Below are 15225 nucleotides of genomic sequence, written 5' to 3'. Positions count from 1 at the left end.
GGGGGTGGCGTCGCGCTGGCCGGCACCGCCGTGGTCACCGCCGCCCTGGCCGGGTACGCCGGGCTGACGGTGGTGGCGATCGGCCGTACCGGCGGGCGGGGCTGGCGGGCGGCGGCCCGGGTCCCCGGCCGGGTTGTTGGGGATACTGGTCACCCCGGTGGCGGTGCCGATCCTGGCCGGCTACGCGTTGGCCGCCCTGCACGCGGTCGCCGCCCGCCGGCCCACCGCCCGGATGGAGGCACCGTGACCGGTCACCCCCACCCCGTCCCGGCCGGCCCCGGCCCGGCCCCGACCCGCGCCGCCCCGCAACCGTCCGGGGCGGCCGTCCGGCCCCGACCCCCCGCCCCGGAACCGGGCGACGACGATCCCCGGCTGCACGTCGGCGACGTCGAGGTGGCCCGCTACGTGCTGCGCCCCGACCTGGACCCCCGGCACGGCCCCCGCCCCTACCTGCACCCGGTACGGACGCTGGCCGGCACCCCGGTCACCGACGCCCTGCCCGCCGACCACGTCTGGCACCTCGGGGCGTCGCTGGCCGTGCAGGACGTCGACGGCACCAACCTGTGGGGCGGCCGGACGTACGTCCGGGACACCGGCTACACCTGGCGCGACGACCACGGCGTCATCGCGCACACGCACTGGCGGGAGCGCGCGCCGGACCGGCTGGCACACGCGTTGCAGTGGCGCGACCGCGACGGCGGGGTGCTGCTCACCGAGCACCGCCGGCTCGCCGCGACCCCGGTGGCCCCGGACGCCTGGGCGCTCGACGTCGACTACACCCTCACCGCCCCGGCCGGGCGCGACGTCCACCTGGGCAGCCCCGCCACCAACGGGCGGCCCGGCGGGGCCGGCTACGGCGGCTTCTTCTGGCGGGCCGTCGCCGACGGCGAGCCGGTCACGTTCACCGCCGACGCCGACGGCGAGCAGGCCGCCAACGGCAGCGCCGCCCGCTGGGTCGCGCTCACCGGGGTCGCGCCGGGCGGTGGGGCGTACACCCTGGTCTTCACCGGGCTGGGGCTCGGCGACCGGTGGTTCGTGCGGACGGCGATGTACCCGGGCGTCTGCGTGGCCTTCGCCTTCGACCGGCCGGCGGTGGTGCCCGCCGGGGGCCGGCGGACCGGCCGGCACCGGGTGCTGGTCGCCGACGGGGTACGCGACCGGGCCGGCGTCACCGCCCTGCTCGCCGCCACGGAGCCGGGGTGACCGGCGCGACGCCGCCCGGCCCGCAGGTGGCCACCGTCGGCGAGTCGATGGTGGTGCTCGGCCCCGACCCGACGGGGCCGCTGGACCGGGCCGACCGGCTGGGCGTCTCGGTCGGCGGCGCGGAGTCCAACGTGGCGTGCGCGCTCGCCGCGCTCGGCCACCGGACGGCCTGGGTCAGCCGGGTCGGTGACGACCCGTTCGGCCGGCGGGTCCGGCGGCACGTCGCCGCCACCGGGGTGGACACCAGCCTGGTCACCGTCGACCCGACCGCCCCGACCGGCGTCTACCTCAAGGACCCGACGCCCGACGGCACCGCCGTGCACTACTACCGGTCCGGGTCGGCGGCCTCCCGCCTGCACCCGGGGGTGCTGGACGATCCGGCGCTGGCCGGGGTCCGGCTGCTGCACCTGTCCGGGGTGACCGCCGCCCTCTCGCCGTCCTGCGCGGCCCTGGTCCGCCGGGCGGTCGCCGACCGGCCGCTGCCCGCCGCCCGGGTCAGCTTCGACGTCAACCACCGGGCCCGGCTCTGGTCGGCGGCGACCGCCGCACCGGTGCTGCGCGCGCTGGCCGACGCCGCCGACGTGGTCCTGGTCGGCCTCGACGAGGCGCACACCCTGTGGGGGGTCACCGAGCCGACCGCCGTCCGTGACCTGCTGCCCGGCCCGGAGCTGGTGGTGGTCAAGGACGCCGCCGTCGGGGTCACCGCGCTGCCCCGCAGCGCGGCGGCCGTCTTCGTGCCGGCGCTGCGGGTGCCGGTGCACGAGCCGGTCGGGGCCGGCGACGCCTTCGCCGCCGGCCTGCTGTCGGGGCTGCTGCGCGGCCTCGACCTGGACCGCTGCCTGCGGCTCGGGCATCTCTGCGCGGCCCCCGCCCTGACCGTCGCCGGGGACACCGCCCCGCCGCCACGGCGGGCGCTGGCCGATCGGCTCCTCGCGTTGCCGGCGCAGGACTGGGCGAGCCTGGACCTGGTCGACGCCGGCCTGCTCCCCACCCCCGCCACCGGAAGGAACGGTCGATGACCGCGCACGACTTCGCGCCCCTGTTCGGCACCGCACGGGTGATGGTGATCCTGCGGGACCTGCCGCCGACGGAGACCGTCCGGCTCGCCGAGCGGGCCTGGAACCTCGGCATCGACGTGGTCGAGGTGCCGATCCGTACGCCGGACGCCACGCTGTCCCTGCGGGCGGCGGTGGAGGCCGGCAAGGACCGGGGCCGCCGGGTCGGGGCCGGCACGGTGCGCACCCCCGCCCAGGTACGGCAGGCCGCCAGCGCCGGCGCGGCGTTCACCGTGGCCCCCGGGCTGGACCTGGCGGTGGCCGACGCGGCGGTCAGCTACGGCATCCCGCACCTGCCCGGGGTGGCCACCCCCACCGAGGCGCAGCTGGCGCTCGACCACGGGCTGGTCTGGCTCAAGGCGTTCCCGGCGGTCAGCCTGGGCCCCCAGTGGTTCAAGGCGATGGCCGGCCCGCTGCCGGAGCTGCGGTTCGTGGCGACCGGGGGGATCGACGCGGGTAACGCCGCCGACTTCCTCGCCGCCGGGGTGCGGGTGGTGGCGGTGGGGTCGGCACTGTCCGACCCCCGGCAGATCGACCGGCTCGCCGAGCTGGCCGCCACGCCGGCCTGAGCCGCGCGTGCCGACCGTCGACCCGCGACGGGCCGGGGGTCCGGCCCCGGCGCGACGTCGTGCCGGGGGCCGCCGGTCAGGCCGGGGCGGGGCCGAGGCTGTCCCGGACGACCAGGGTGGCCGGCAGCACCTCGACCCGGGACCGGTCGGCGGCCGGGCCCAGTGCCAGGGTCATCGCCCGCGCGCCCAGCTCCACCAGGGGCAGCCGGACGGTGGTCAGCGCCGGGGTGACGTCGGCGGCGACCGGCATGTCGTCGAAGCCGACCACCGACACCTGCCCGGGGACCGGCACGCCCCGGGCGCGCAGCAGGGTCAGCGCGCCGACGGCCATCGAGTCGTTCAACGCCACCAGCGCGGTCAGGCCGGGGACGGCGTCGAGCAGCTCACCGGCGGCGCGGGCACCCCCGTCGCGGTCGAAGTCGGCGTACCGGACGCGTTCGGCGGGCAGCGGGTGGCCGCCCTCGGCGAGCGCGGCGCGCAGCCCGTCGAGCCGGTCGGTGATGGTGGTCAGCACCTGCGGGCCGGCGACCACCCCGATCCGGGTGTGCCCCCGGCGCAGCAGCTCCGCGCCGAGCAGCCGGCCCCCGTCGGTGTTGGCCGGCATCACCGCGTCGCCGGGGTGCTCGTGCCGGCCGACCACCGCCACCCGGCCGCCGGTCGCCTCGTAGGCGGCCAGCTTCTCGGCGAGCCGGGCGGTGAAGGTGGCGTCGTGGTAGCCGGAGCCGGCCAGCACGATCGCGGCGACCTGCTGGGCGCGCAGCATCTCCACGTACTCCAGCTCGCGTTCCGGGTCGCGGTAGCTGTTGCAGATGATGACCAGCCGGCCGTGGTCGGTGGCGACCCGTTGCAGCCCCCGGGTCAGCTCGGCGAAGTACGGGTCGGAGACGTCGTGCACCACCACGCCGACGACGCTGCGCTGCGGCCGGGCCAGCAGCTGGGCGTGCGCGTTGGGCACGTACCGCAGGTCGGCGACGGCCCGCAGCACCCGTTCGCGCAGCTCGTCGGCGACCGGTTTGCTGCTGCCGTTGATCACCCGGGAGGCGGTGGCGGGGGAGACCCCGGCGCGGCGGGCGACATCGGCCAGCGTCGCCATGGGCACCCCCGAAAGTGTCCGGGCCCGGTCGGGGCCGCGCGGTAGCGGACAGGTTACCGCAACGGTCGGCGGTGGCCTCTTGCCCGTGGTGGGGCGGCCACCTAGGCTGCTAGGAAAGCGCTTACCTATGCGATGTGCAAAGGGGAAGGACGACCATGACCCGAAGGTCGATCGGCATCATCGTCAACGGCGTCACCGGTCGGATGGGCTACCGCCAGCACCTGGTCCGCTCCCTGCTCGCCCTGCGCGAGCAGGGTGGCCTGGCGTTGGGCGACGGCACCCGGATCTGGCCCGAGCCGATCCTGGTCGGCCGGGACGAGACCCGGCTGCGGGCGGTCGCGGAACGGCACGGCCTCACCGACTGGACCACCGACCTCGCCGCCGCCCTCGCCCGCGACGACGCGGAGATCTACTTCGACGCCCAGGTGACCCAGCAGCGGGAGAAGGCCATCCGCCAGGCCATCGACGCCGGCAAGCACATCTACACCGAGAAGCCGCTCGCCGAGTCCAGCGCCGCCGCGTGGGAGCTGGTCCGGGCCGCCGATGCCGCCGGCATCCGCACCGGCGTCGTCCAGGACAAACTCTTCCTCCCCGGGCTGCGCAAGCTCAAGCGGCTCATCGACGGCGGGTTCTTCGGCCGCATCCTCTCCGTGCGCGGCGAGTTCGGCTACTGGGTCTTCGAGGGCGACTGGCAGCCCGCCCAACGCCCCTCCTGGAACTACCGCGCCGAGGACGGCGGCGGCATCGTGATGGACATGTTCCCGCACTGGCAGTACGTGCTGGAGGAACTGTTCGCCCCCGTCCGGGCGGTCACCTGCGTCGCCGCCACCCACGTCCCGCAGCGCGTCGACGAGGCCGGCCGGCCCTACCCGGCCACCGCCGACGACGCCGCTTACGGCATCTTCGAACTCGACGGCGGGATCATCGCCGCGCTCAACTCGTCCTGGACCACCCGGGTGCACCGCGACGAACTGGTCGAGTTCCACGTCGACGGCACCGAGGGCAGCGCCGTCGCCGGGCTGCGCCGCTGCCGGGTCCAGCACCGGGCGGTCACCCCCAAACCGGTGTGGAACCCCGACCTGCCCGCCACCGAGGACTTCCGGGCCCAGTGGACCGAGGTGCCCGACAACGAGGAGTTCGACAACGGCTTCAAGGTGCAGTGGGAGGCGTTCCTGCGGCACGTCGTCACCGGCACGCCGTTCGCCTGGGACTTCCTGGCCGGCGCACGCGGCGTGCAACTCGCCGAGCTGGGGCTGCGCTCCGCCCGCGAGGGCCGCCGGGTCGAGGTGCCGGAGCTGACCCGGTGACCGCCGTCGTCCGGCTGCCCGACGGCGGCACCCACCGGCTGCGCGGGGGCGCGGGCCACGAGCGCCCCGCCGGCCCGTCGACCACCCGGACGGCGTACGCGGCGGCGCACGTCGTCGCCGACCCGCGCGCGGAGAACGTCCCGGGCGCCCCGGCCGCCGTCGACTGGGACACGACCCTCGCCTTCCGGCGGCACCTCTGGTCGTACGGGCTGGGGGTGGCGGAGGCGATGGACACCGCCCAGCGCGGCGCGGGCCTGGATTACCCGGCCACCCGGGAGCTGATCCGGCGCAGCGCCGCCGAGGCCCGGGCGGTCGGCGGCCGGATCGTCGCCGGGGTCGCCACCGACCAGCTCCCACCCGGACCGGCCACGGTCGCCCAGGTGACCCTGGCCTACACCGAACAGCTCGCCGACGTCACCGCCGCCGGCGCCCGCCCGGTGCTGATGTGCAGCCGCCACCTGGCCGCCGCCGCCACCGGCCCCGACGACTACCTGCGGGTGTACGACGAACTGCTCACCGCCGCCGACGAACCGGTGGTGCTGCACTGGCTCGGTGACATGTTCGACCCGGCGCTGGCCGGCTACTGGGGCTCGGCCGACCTCGACGAGGCCACCGAGACGGTGCTGCACCTGATCAAACAGCACCAGCGGAGGATCGACGGGATCAAGGTGTCCCTGCTCGACGCCGACCGGGAGATCGCGTTGCGTCGCCGCCTGCCCGCCGGGGTACGCCTCTACACCGGCGACGACTTCCACTACCCGGAGCTGATCCGGGGCGACGCGCAGGGCCACTCCGACGCCCTGCTCGGTGTCTTCGCGGCCATCGCGCCGGCCGCCGCCGCCGCGCTCGCCGCCCTCGACGCCGGTGACCTGGACCGCTACGACGCGGTGTTCGCCCCGACCCTGCCGCTGGCCCGGCACCTGTTCGCCGCGCCGACCTGGTTCTACAAGACCGGCATCGTGTTCCTCGCCTGGCTGGCCGGGCACCAGGAGCACTTCACCATGCTGGCCGGGCAGCAGTCCGGCCGGTCCCCGGCGCACCTGGCCCGGTTGCTCGTCCTCGCCGACGCCGCCGGGCTGCTGCCCGACGCCGACCTGGCCGCCGCGCGGGCCCGGGCCTACCTCACCGTGGCCGGGGTGCCCCAGTGACCGCCCCCACGCCGTCCGGTGCCCGCCCGGCACGGCCCGACGACACGGCCCGGGTGGTGGCGGCGCCGGGGCTGGAACGGTTCTCGTTCAACCAGGCCACCGCCCAGCACTGGCCGCTGGAGGCGGCCGTCGCCGGCTGCGCGGCGGCCGGGGTGCCCGGCATCGGCCTGTGGCGGGAACCCGTGCAGGAGTACGGGCCCGACCGGGCCGCCCGGCTGGTCCGCGCCGCCGGGCTGACCGTCACCTCGCTGTGCCGGGGCGGGTTCTTCACCACCCCCGACTGGTGGGACGAGAACCGGCGGGCCATCGAGGAGGCGGCCACCCTCGGCACCCGCGAACTGGTGCTGGTCTCCGGTGGACTCCCACCGGGCAGCCGCGATGTCGACGGGGCCCGCCGGCGAGTCGCCGACGCCGTCGCCGCGCTCGCCGACGAGGCCACGGCGGCCGGGGTGCGGCTCGCCATCGAACCCCTGCACCCGATGTTCAGCGCCGACCGGTGCGTCATCGCCACCCTCGGCCAGGCCCTCGACATCGCCGAACGGTTCGACCCCGCCGTGGTCGGCGTGGTGGTGGACACCTACCACGTCTGGTGGGACGACACGGTGTACGCGCAGATCGCCCGCGCCGGCGACCGGATCGCCGCGTTCCAGGCGGCGGACTGGGTGACCCCGCTGCCGGAGGGGGTGCTGCTGGGCCGGGCGCTGCCCGGCGAGGGCTGTGTGGAGCTGCGCCGGCTGCGTGAGGCGGTCGACGCCGCCGGGTACACCGGGCCGGTCGAGGTCGAGGTGTTCCAGGCGGCGCTCTGGTCCCGCCCCGGTCCGGACATCCTCGCCGCCACCATCGACGCCTACCTGGCCCACGTGTCCTGACCGGACCGTGAGCGGGACGGCTACAGGATTACGGCGGCCCCGTCGTCGCGGTGACCCGCCGGCCCCCGGGCCGGCGGGTCACCGGGCGGTGGCGGTGGCGCGGACGGCCTTGACGATGGCGGGAACGGAACCCACCAGCAGGACCAGGCCCCAGACGAGGGACACGACGGCGAAGACCAGCGCGCCGACGTCGTCGAGGATGCTGACCAGGATCACCGGGACCAGCCGGTGCAGGAACTCCAGCACCACCGTGCAGACCAGGGTGGTCAGCGCCAGCAGGACGAGTCCCTTGTTCTGGAGGAACCGGGGCTGGGCGAGCAGCAGCAGCCCGGCCCAGACCAGCTTCAACAGCAGCACCAGGCCGAGCAGCAGGCTGGCCTCGCCGACCGGGAAGAAACCCCACAGCGCCAGGTAGGCCAGCGTGCCGAAGGGCACCGCCAGGAAGAGCGACACCATCACCGTCAGCTCGACGAAGACGGTCACCAGCAGCACCAGCGACGCCAGGATCAGCAGGACGGCGAAGACCAGGGTGGCCACCCCCTGTACCCGGCCCTGCACCCGGTCGGAGAGCAGCAGGCTCAGGCAGAACAGGCCGGTGGTCCAGAGCGCCACCACGTCGACCAGCGCCAGGTAGCCGGTGCCCCGGCCGGAGGGCTCACTGATCCGCCCCACCTCGCCGACGTCCACGCCCAGGTCCCGGGCGCCGGCCAGCAGCGCCCCGCCCGCGTCGCCGCCGCCGGTCAGCAGCGACGAGCCCAGCTCCAGCCCCACCACCAGCGCCACCGCCAGCAGCGCCAACAGCAGGAACGGTTTGCGCAGCTCACCCATGCCGGGCCACCTTCCGGCCCGGTGCCACCCCGGCCCGCAGCACCCCGGGCCACGACCGGTGCCCGGTCACGAGGTGGCGATGGTGACGGTGCACGGAACACCTCCCGGGCAGCCCAGGCCGACCTCGGTGGCCCGGTCGACGGCGATCGTCGCGACGGCGTCGCCCCCGTCGCCGGGCGTGACGTCGTCGCGGACGGTCAGGTCGGCGTCGCCGGGCGCGGGAGCGGTGACCGCGAAGGCGGCCCGGCTGCGCAGCACCAGGGTGCGCAGCCCGCCGGGGTCGTCCACCCGCAGCGTGCAGCCGCCGACGAAGGAGAGCACGTCGCCGGTACGGTCGCAGTCGACCCTCACCGTCGCCGGGTCCACGGCGGTGCCGTCGCCACCGAGCCGGCCCAGCCAGCCCAGCGCCCCGGGGTCGGCCGGATCACCGCGACCGGCGCGGCCCAGCCCGAGCGCGCCGACGAACGCGGCGACCAGCAGCACGGCGACCGCCACCAGCAGCAGCTTCCGCCGGCCGCTCACGGCCTGCCCGTCGGCTCGGGCAGCTCGGTGAACCGGACCCGGTCCACCCCGGCGAAGTACCTGTCGGTGCCCTGGGTCCGGCCGACCGCGATCAGGGTGAGGGCGTGCGCGCCCCGGCCGAGCCGGACCGTGCCGACCTCCTCGACGTCGCGCAGCGCCGGCTGCTTCGAGAAGCCGAGGAAGGTGCCGCCGACCTGCACGCCGTCGACCTGCCAGATGGTGTTGGCGTAGTCCGCCGAGGTGGTCCGGGACGCGGCGAACGACCAGGTGGCGTCCACCGGCAGGGTGACGGTGAGACTGACCCGGTCACCCACCGCCAACCCCTGGAAGAACAGTTGCCGGCCACCCGACCAGGTCAGCCCGCAGCAGTCCGGCTGCTCCACCACCTTCGCCGCGGCACCCGCCGGTGACTCCGTCTTCGCCCCGGCGAGCAGGGTCTCCGCCTCCACCGTGACCACCCGGGCGACGGGCGGTGGCGGGTCGGCGTCCGGGCGGCTGAGCAGGTAGCCGACCACCGCCCCGACCAGCACCACCAGCGCCGCCGCCGCCGCGATCCACGGCCACGGGGCCCGCCGGGGCGGAGCGACCGCGGCGACCTCGTACGTCACCCGACCGCTGGCGCGGGAACTCTCCTCCGGCGCGGTGTTCGCCGAGTAGGCGAAGCCGGTCATGTCGTAGCGGCGGGGTGCGGTGCCGGCCGGCACCGCCAGGCGGACCAGGAACGACACGGAGTTCTGCCCCGGCACCACCCGCTGTGGCTCGGCCACCGTGAACCAGCCCCGTTGGCTGCCCTCGCCCGGCGCGACGTCGAAGACCACGGTGTCCGGCGCGACACCCGGATTGGAGACGGTGAAGGTCAGCTCGCCCCGGTTGGCCGGGTCGAGGGTGAACTGCTCGGCGGCGGCGACGACGGCCCATTCGGTGGTCATGACGGCTCCTCAGGCGACGGTCCGGGCGGGGGAAGGGGACCCGGGGCGGGCACGGTGGCGCGGCCGACCGCCGGCCCGTACGGCACCGGCCCGCCGCCGACCCCGGCGTCGGCGGGACCGTCGGCGAGGACGACCTCGGCGGTCACCGCCGCCGGTTTCTCCGCCGCGACGATCCGGGCCACCACGGTCAGCAGCCCGGCCGCCGCCTCCGGCACCCGGACGACCAGGTGGAACGGCCGGTCGGCCGGCTCGTCCAGGACGAACCCGGTGACCCCGGTGGCCAGCTCCAGCGCGGTGCGCATCCCGTACGGGGTGCCCCGCCAGCGGGCCAGCAGCGCGCCGTGCGCGACCAGGTCCCGCAGCCGGCCCACGGGCAGCGGCGGCGGGGCGTCCGGCCGGGGCGGGCCGAGCACGTGGTCCATCGCCACCCAGCGGGTCAGGTAGCCGGCGAACCCGGCCGGCGTGCGGTACGGGTCGAACAGCACGTCCACGTCGGCGAGCAGCGCCTCGTCCGGGGCGTGCAACGTCTCCATCACGTCCAGCAGGGCGGCCAGGACGCTGCCCGGCCCGGCGGCCCGCTGGTAGGCCGCCGGCAGCAGCCGTTCAATCGCGGCCCGGCGCATCGTGCCCCACCACCTCGATGTCGTGCTCGCCGGAGCAGAGCAGCCAGGTGTCGGGGACGGTCACCACGTCGGCGGTGGCCTGGTTGGCGCTGGGCGTCCAGTCGGCGGCGTCGCCGCTGCGGTACACCCCCCGTTCGCCGCCGGCCAGGATCAACCGGCCGCCGCCCGTCCCGGAGGCGCTGCCGGCGATCGCGTCCACCGGCACGAACCGGGTCCGGTCGCGCAGCGGCAGGCCGCAGTTGACCACCACCGGTTGCCACTGCGGCTGCGCGGCCAGGGTGTCCAGGCGGACCACCCCGCCGCTCTGCGTGGCGGCCACCGCCAGGGCGCCGACGAAGGCGAGGTCCCGGCAGGTGCCACCGACCCAGCCGGCCTGCACCTGCTGCCACTTCACGTCGGATTCGAACAACCGGGTACGGTGGCAGCCCTGCCCCGGTTTCTTCGGGTCCGGTTCGCCCGCGCCCGCCCAGAGCAGGGTGGCCGGGCCGTCGTACTGCACGGCGAGCACCCGGTTGTCCACGTTGGCCAGGCCGACGTGGGTGAAGCTGCCGGGGCGGCCACCGGCGGTGGACAGGTAGACCCCGAAACTCGCCTGCGCCGCGACCGCCACCCCCGGCGCGCCCCGCTCCGAGACGAACGCCCGGACGGCGTAGAAGCCCCGGTCGGCGTCCGCCGGGTCGACCAGGATCTGCAACGGCACCGCCCCGGGCAGCAGCGAAACCTCGTACAGGCCGGTGTCGGTAGCCAGCAGCAGCGCGCCCGCGCCGTCCCGGTCGATCCAGGCCAGGTCGGTGATCCGCGAGTCCAGTCCGGTCAACGCCGACCAGGTCTCGCCGAGGTCGGTGCTCAGGTGCACCCGGGAGCCGCCCGCCGCCCGGGTGGTCACCACCGCCACCGCGCCGGGGCGGGCCACCACGCCGGGACGGACCGGGGCGGGGGCGGGGGCGACCCGGACCACCGTCTCGTCGTCGTCGAACCGGCCCGCCGGCTCCCAACCCACCCCCGCGTTGGACGAGCGGAACAGCACCGGGCCCCGGCCGGCGTACCAGGTGCCGGGCTGGTACTGGTCGACGGCGACGGCGCGGACCTGCGCGTCGGGGGCCTCGTCCACCACGAACCGGACCGACTCGACGTAGCGCACCCCCGGCTCGGCGTGCTCCAGCATCCGGTACACGTTGGACGCGCGCAGCGGCTCACCGAACGCCCAGCCGGTCGGGTTCAGCCCGGTGGGCAGCGGGCTGAGCGTCTGGTGCAGCCGGTCGTGGATGCGCCGGCGGACCGCCTCCACGTCCTCCTCCGGCCGGACCACCACCCGGGCCCGGATCGACACCGCCTTGTACCGAGCCCAGCCGGCCCGGCAGCTCGTGCCCAACGCCCGCCGTCGGTCCAGGTCCGCCTCCACCCGGCGGCGGGACTCCTCCACCTCGTGTGCGCGCAGCACCGCCACCGGCAGCCGGCCACCCGGTCGGGCCTCCGGCGGCACGTACGGCACCAGCACCACCTCGACCTCGCCGGGGCGGGCGAAGCTGTAGACGGCGGCCCGGGTGAACGCCCGCGCCCGGGACACCCCGCCGGAGCCGGCGGCGAGGATCTCGAAGTCCCGGGCGGTGACCGCGCGTTGTTGGGCGAAGAACTCGTACGGGCCCCGGACCAGCGCCGATTCGAGGCTCTCCAGCTCCCGCCCACCACTTGCCGGTTCCGGGTTCTCCGCCCGTACCCCGGGCAGCGGGTCCCGCAGGGTGGTCAGGGTGCCGGCGGCGACGTTGCCGGTCCGGCCACCGCCGGCCCGGTACCACAGCCGCACCCGCGCCCCGGCCGGCGGCACCGCCGCGACGGTCACCGGCCCGCCGCCCTGCGCACCGGTCGGCTCCGCCGCGCCCGGGTCGGCGGCGGGTGCGCGCAGGTCCAGCGCCGGGGCGAAGGTGACCAGCCCCGAGCAGCGGTCCACCAGGTACACCTTGGCCTGCGGGCCGACCCCGGCGAAGCTGTCCACCGGCCGCCACACCTCGTACGTCGCCCCCTCGTGTTCCCGGGCCACCGCGCCCAGCTCCACCGAGCCGGCCGGCACCTCCACCCCGAGCAGCAGGTCCCGCGCCTCGGCGGTACGCGCGAGCGGCGCCCGGGCGGCCCGCAGCGCCTGCCCCGGCTGACCGGTGCCGACGCCCAGCAGTTCCGCCTCGACCGGTTCACAGTGGTGCATCCGTACGGTCACCTCGCCGGCGTCCGCCGGCAGCAGCGCCGGCTCGGTGGTGACGAAGACGACGGGCCTCGGGTCGACGCCCCGGGCCGCGGCGACCCGGGTGCCCGCCGGGATCCGCACCGCCGCCCGGTCACCGCCGGTCCGGACGAACCGCACGTCGGCCCAGGCCGCCGTCGGGGCGTGCCGGGTGACCCCGAGCAGGTTCAGGAACTGCACGTACGCCTTCTCCGGCAACTGGTTCAGCCGGAAGATCATCACCTCGGTGAGGTGCGCGAACGCCTCCACCAGGGCGATGCCCGGATCGTGCGCGGACAGGTCGGTCCAGCCGGGGCAGGACTGCCGGATCCGGTCCCGGGCCTCGGTGACCAGATCGAGGAAGGTGCGGTCGTCGAGGTGCGGCACGGGCAGCGTCATGATCCGTCCCCCTCGGCCCGGCCCCCGGTCGGCCGACCGGCGGCCCGTTGCGCGGGCGGGTCGGCGTCGGCGGGCAGCAGGTCGACGGAGAACACCAGCTGACCGGGGGAGAGGCTGGCCCGCACCCGGTAGTCCAACCGGATCACCAGCCGCCACGGGTCGTCCGGGTCGGGGCCGGCGTCGACGTCGATCACCTCGATCCGGGGCTCCCACCGGCGGATCGCCTGCCGTACGTAGTGGATGGCCAGCCCGGCGGTGGTGTCGTCGTTCGGCGCGAACACCAGCCGGTGCAGCCGGGAGCCGTACCCGGGGCGCATCAGCCGCTCGCCCGGCGTGGTGGACAGCAGCAGGTACAACGCCTGGCGTACCGTCTCGTCGCCGTCGGTCACGGCGAGCCCGCCGGTCGCGGTCGTCGCCAGGCCGCCGGCGCGGCCGGCGTCGAAACCGGCCCCGACGAACCGCAACGCCCTCACCGGTCGGCCCCCACCAGGCGCTGCCGGGCGTCGTGGACGGTGTGCCGGACCAGGTTCGGCGGGGTGCCGTCGGTGAACCCGGCCAGGTGCGACAGGACGATCCGGTGCCCGTCGACCCGCAGCCAGTCGCTGTAGCCGACCCGCACCGCGAGGGTCTTCGCGCACGGTTTGACCGTCGGCCCGTAGTTGGGGCAGGCCACGATGTCCCGCCCCACGGGGTCGTCGTCGACCAGCACCGGCGTCCCGGCGACGGTCAGCCAGCCCTGCGACGCCCGGTTGGTGACCCGGCCGTCGTGGTCGCAGGCGATCAGCGAGTCGAGGGTGATCCAGCGCATCAGGCACCTCCGGAGTGGGCGCGGGCGAGCGTGCCGGCCTGTTGCCGGGCGGTCGCCGCGTCCTCGGTCGCGTCGGCGTGCAGGAAGTCGACGCTGCGGGCCCGCACCACCAGCGCCCGGCCCGGCGCGGAGAGCACCAGGTCGGTCGCGGCGTGCAGGGTGGTCAGCTCGGGGGTCAGCTCCAGGAAGCTGCCGACGTCGGTGGCCAGCCGCAGCGTCCGCGCCGCGTCGTCGACCACGATGGTCTGACCGCTGCCGGTCCGCACCGACCAGCGGCCCGCGCGCCCGTCGGCCACCCCCGCGTCGTACGGGGTGACGGTGCCGAACAGGGAGCCCAGCACCACCCCGGCGACCGGGTCACCGCCCGGCAGGGCCAGCAGCACCGTGTCGTCCGGGTCGGGCAGCGCCACGATGCCCTTGTCCCGTCCGGCCCCCGGGCAGAGCACGGCCAGCCAGCCGGCGTCCAGGTCGCCGTACCCGGGCAGCCGCACCCGGACCCGGCCGAGCCGCTCCGGGTCGTCGACGGCGGTGACCACCCCGAGGGTGACCACCGCCCCGCCGGCCGCGACGCGCGGCGGGGAGGGCGGCGGGGCGGTGGCGAACCGGGTGAGGTGGCCGCTGCCGTCGACGGTGTGCACCACCTCGGTGAGGACGTACACCCCGGCCAGGTCCTCCGCCACCCCGCCCAGCGCGACCCGACGGCCGGGACGCAACGCCGGGTCGCCGTCGGCGACACCCTCGGCGGTGACCAGCGCGGCCACCCGGTCGTCCAGGCCGGCCTGGGCGAGCGCGGCCAACTCGTCGTCGCTGCGGCCGGGCTGGTCGAGCACGGTCCGCACGCCGTCCGCGCCGACCACCGCCGGGTCCGGACGCAACGGCACCCGCCGGCCGCTGCGCGCGGCGTCGACCCGATGCCCGAGCGGCTCGGCCCGCTGCGGATGCCAGCCCAGCGCGGCGCTGCCCCCGGCGGCCCGATCCAGGTTGGCGGCCAACCGCACCGAGTGCAGCGTCCGGCCGAGGGTCAACGGCACCGGCTCCCCGTGACCGTCCAGGGTGACCAGCCGCACCCGGTCACCCTCGGCGGCCAGGTGCAGGCCGGCCCGACCGGCCACCTCCCGCAGCAGCTCCAGGTCGCTGTGCCGGTGCTGGAGCAGCCGGTCCAGCCGGGGCCCGTCGGCCTCGGCGTCGACGTCGAGCCCCACCGCGCCGCACAGCTCCCGGGCCAGGTCGGCGGCTGTGACCGCCTCGAACACCCGCAACTGCTGCCGCTTGCGCAGCCGGTGCAGCAGGTCGTAGCCGCGCCAGCGGAACAGGGCCGTGCCGTCGGCGGCGTACTCCACCTCGACACAGGTGACCTCCCCGGTGAACAGCAGGTCGTCGCCGAGCCGGACGGCGAGCGTCGCGCCGGTCGGCACCGCCGGGCCGGGGCCGGGACCCCGTGCCCCCGGGCCCGGGTCGGCGGCGTACACCACCTCACACTGGGTGGGCTGGTCGAGGCGGGCGGCCACCCGCACCGACCGGATACGGCGGTCCGCCGCGCCGCCCAGCGGCACGCCGTCGAGGAACACCGACGGGCGGGCGCTCACCGCAGACCCCCGTCGGCCTGCTCCGGGCCGGTCCCGCCCGCGCCCCCCACCGGCGACGCCGTGGCGGGTTC

The 15225-nt window shown here is 76.5% G+C and carries 15 protein-coding genes; 6 read left to right on the top strand and 9 right to left on the bottom strand.

Going from position 1 to position 15225, the window contains the following annotated elements; genetic code table 11:
* Positions 1-243 precede the first annotated feature (243 nt).
* The 3 genes from H1A17_RS30180 to H1A17_RS30170 are packed head-to-tail and all read left to right on the top strand — an operon-like array spanning position 244 to position 2827.
* Positions 244-1203 carry a PmoA family protein gene (locus tag H1A17_RS30180; RefSeq protein WP_309236904.1) on the top strand — a complete coding sequence of 320 codons (960 nt, stop codon included), beginning with the start codon at positions 244-246 and terminating at the stop codon, positions 1201-1203.
* Entirely contained in the window at positions 1200-2222 is a 1023-nt protein-coding gene (locus tag H1A17_RS30175) for a sugar kinase (RefSeq protein WP_309236903.1), read from the top strand. The genes H1A17_RS30180 and H1A17_RS30175 overlap by 4 nt, the downstream gene beginning before the upstream one ends.
* Complete coding sequence (locus H1A17_RS30170) at positions 2219-2827, top strand: bifunctional 4-hydroxy-2-oxoglutarate aldolase/2-dehydro-3-deoxy-phosphogluconate aldolase (protein WP_145919750.1); 609 nt, start codon at positions 2219-2221, stop codon at positions 2825-2827. The genes H1A17_RS30175 and H1A17_RS30170 overlap by 4 nt, the downstream gene beginning before the upstream one ends.
* Before the next feature lie 76 nt (positions 2828-2903).
* On the opposite strand, the gene H1A17_RS30165 is transcribed toward H1A17_RS30170, so the two are convergent.
* A complete protein-coding gene (locus H1A17_RS30165) occupies positions 2904-3920 on the bottom strand; it encodes a LacI family DNA-binding transcriptional regulator (protein ID WP_145922796.1) in 1017 nt (338 codons plus the stop codon).
* A gap of 155 nt (positions 3921-4075) precedes the next feature.
* Between H1A17_RS30165 and H1A17_RS30160 the strand changes: the two genes are divergently transcribed.
* The 3 genes from H1A17_RS30160 (at position 4076) to H1A17_RS30150 (ending at position 7244) form a co-directional block, all read left to right on the top strand.
* Positions 4076-5227, top strand: a complete 1152-nt coding sequence (locus H1A17_RS30160) for a Gfo/Idh/MocA family protein (RefSeq protein WP_194823486.1) — start codon at positions 4076-4078, stop codon at positions 5225-5227.
* Positions 5224-6375 (top strand): dihydrodipicolinate synthase family protein, encoded by a 1152-nt coding sequence (locus H1A17_RS30155; protein ID WP_194823485.1) that lies wholly within the window; start codon positions 5224-5226, stop codon positions 6373-6375. The genes H1A17_RS30160 and H1A17_RS30155 overlap by 4 nt, the downstream gene beginning before the upstream one ends.
* Before the next feature lie 71 nt (positions 6376-6446).
* On the top strand, positions 6447-7244 hold the full coding sequence (locus H1A17_RS30150; protein WP_194823487.1) for a sugar phosphate isomerase/epimerase: 798 nt from the start codon (positions 6447-6449) through the stop codon (positions 7242-7244).
* A 78-nt stretch (positions 7245-7322) separates the two neighbouring features.
* Here H1A17_RS30150 and H1A17_RS30145 read toward each other — a convergent pair whose 3' ends face one another.
* From H1A17_RS30145 to H1A17_RS30110, 8 genes are all read right to left on the bottom strand, one after another.
* Positions 7323-8072 (bottom strand): hypothetical protein, encoded by a 750-nt coding sequence (locus H1A17_RS30145; RefSeq protein WP_194823484.1) that lies wholly within the window; start codon positions 8070-8072, stop codon positions 7323-7325.
* Between the two features lie 66 nt (positions 8073-8138).
* Entirely contained in the window at positions 8139-8594 is a 456-nt protein-coding gene (locus H1A17_RS30140; protein WP_194823483.1) for a hypothetical protein, read from the bottom strand.
* Complete coding sequence (locus H1A17_RS30135) at positions 8591-9523, bottom strand: hypothetical protein (RefSeq protein WP_145919755.1); 933 nt, start codon at positions 9521-9523, stop codon at positions 8591-8593. Before H1A17_RS30135 ends, H1A17_RS30140 begins: the two co-directional genes overlap by 4 nt.
* On the bottom strand, positions 9520-10146 hold the full coding sequence (locus H1A17_RS30130) for a phage tail protein (protein ID WP_145919756.1): 627 nt from the start codon (positions 10144-10146) through the stop codon (positions 9520-9522). Before H1A17_RS30130 ends, H1A17_RS30135 begins: the two co-directional genes overlap by 4 nt.
* Complete coding sequence (locus H1A17_RS30125; protein ID WP_194823482.1) at positions 10127-12760, bottom strand: putative baseplate assembly protein; 2634 nt, start codon at positions 12758-12760, stop codon at positions 10127-10129. The genes H1A17_RS30130 and H1A17_RS30125 overlap by 20 nt, the downstream gene beginning before the upstream one ends.
* Positions 12757-13233 (bottom strand): GPW/gp25 family protein, encoded by a 477-nt coding sequence (locus H1A17_RS30120; protein ID WP_145919758.1) that lies wholly within the window; start codon positions 13231-13233, stop codon positions 12757-12759. Before H1A17_RS30120 ends, H1A17_RS30125 begins: the two co-directional genes overlap by 4 nt.
* Positions 13230-13568, bottom strand: a complete 339-nt coding sequence (locus H1A17_RS30115) for a hypothetical protein (protein WP_088647668.1) — start codon at positions 13566-13568, stop codon at positions 13230-13232. The genes H1A17_RS30120 and H1A17_RS30115 overlap by 4 nt, the downstream gene beginning before the upstream one ends.
* A complete protein-coding gene (locus H1A17_RS30110; RefSeq protein ID WP_194823481.1) occupies positions 13568-15154 on the bottom strand; it encodes a phage baseplate assembly protein V in 1587 nt (528 codons plus the stop codon). The genes H1A17_RS30115 and H1A17_RS30110 overlap by 1 nt, the downstream gene beginning before the upstream one ends.
* Positions 15155-15225: the final 71 nt, after the last annotated feature.

It is taken from the genome of Micromonospora sp. S-DT3-3-22 (assembly GCF_015354745.1).
GTDB classification, from domain to species: Bacteria; Actinomycetota; Actinomycetes; order Mycobacteriales; family Micromonosporaceae; genus Micromonospora; species Micromonospora wenchangensis.
This window is presented reverse-complemented; position numbering and strand designations above follow the sequence as displayed.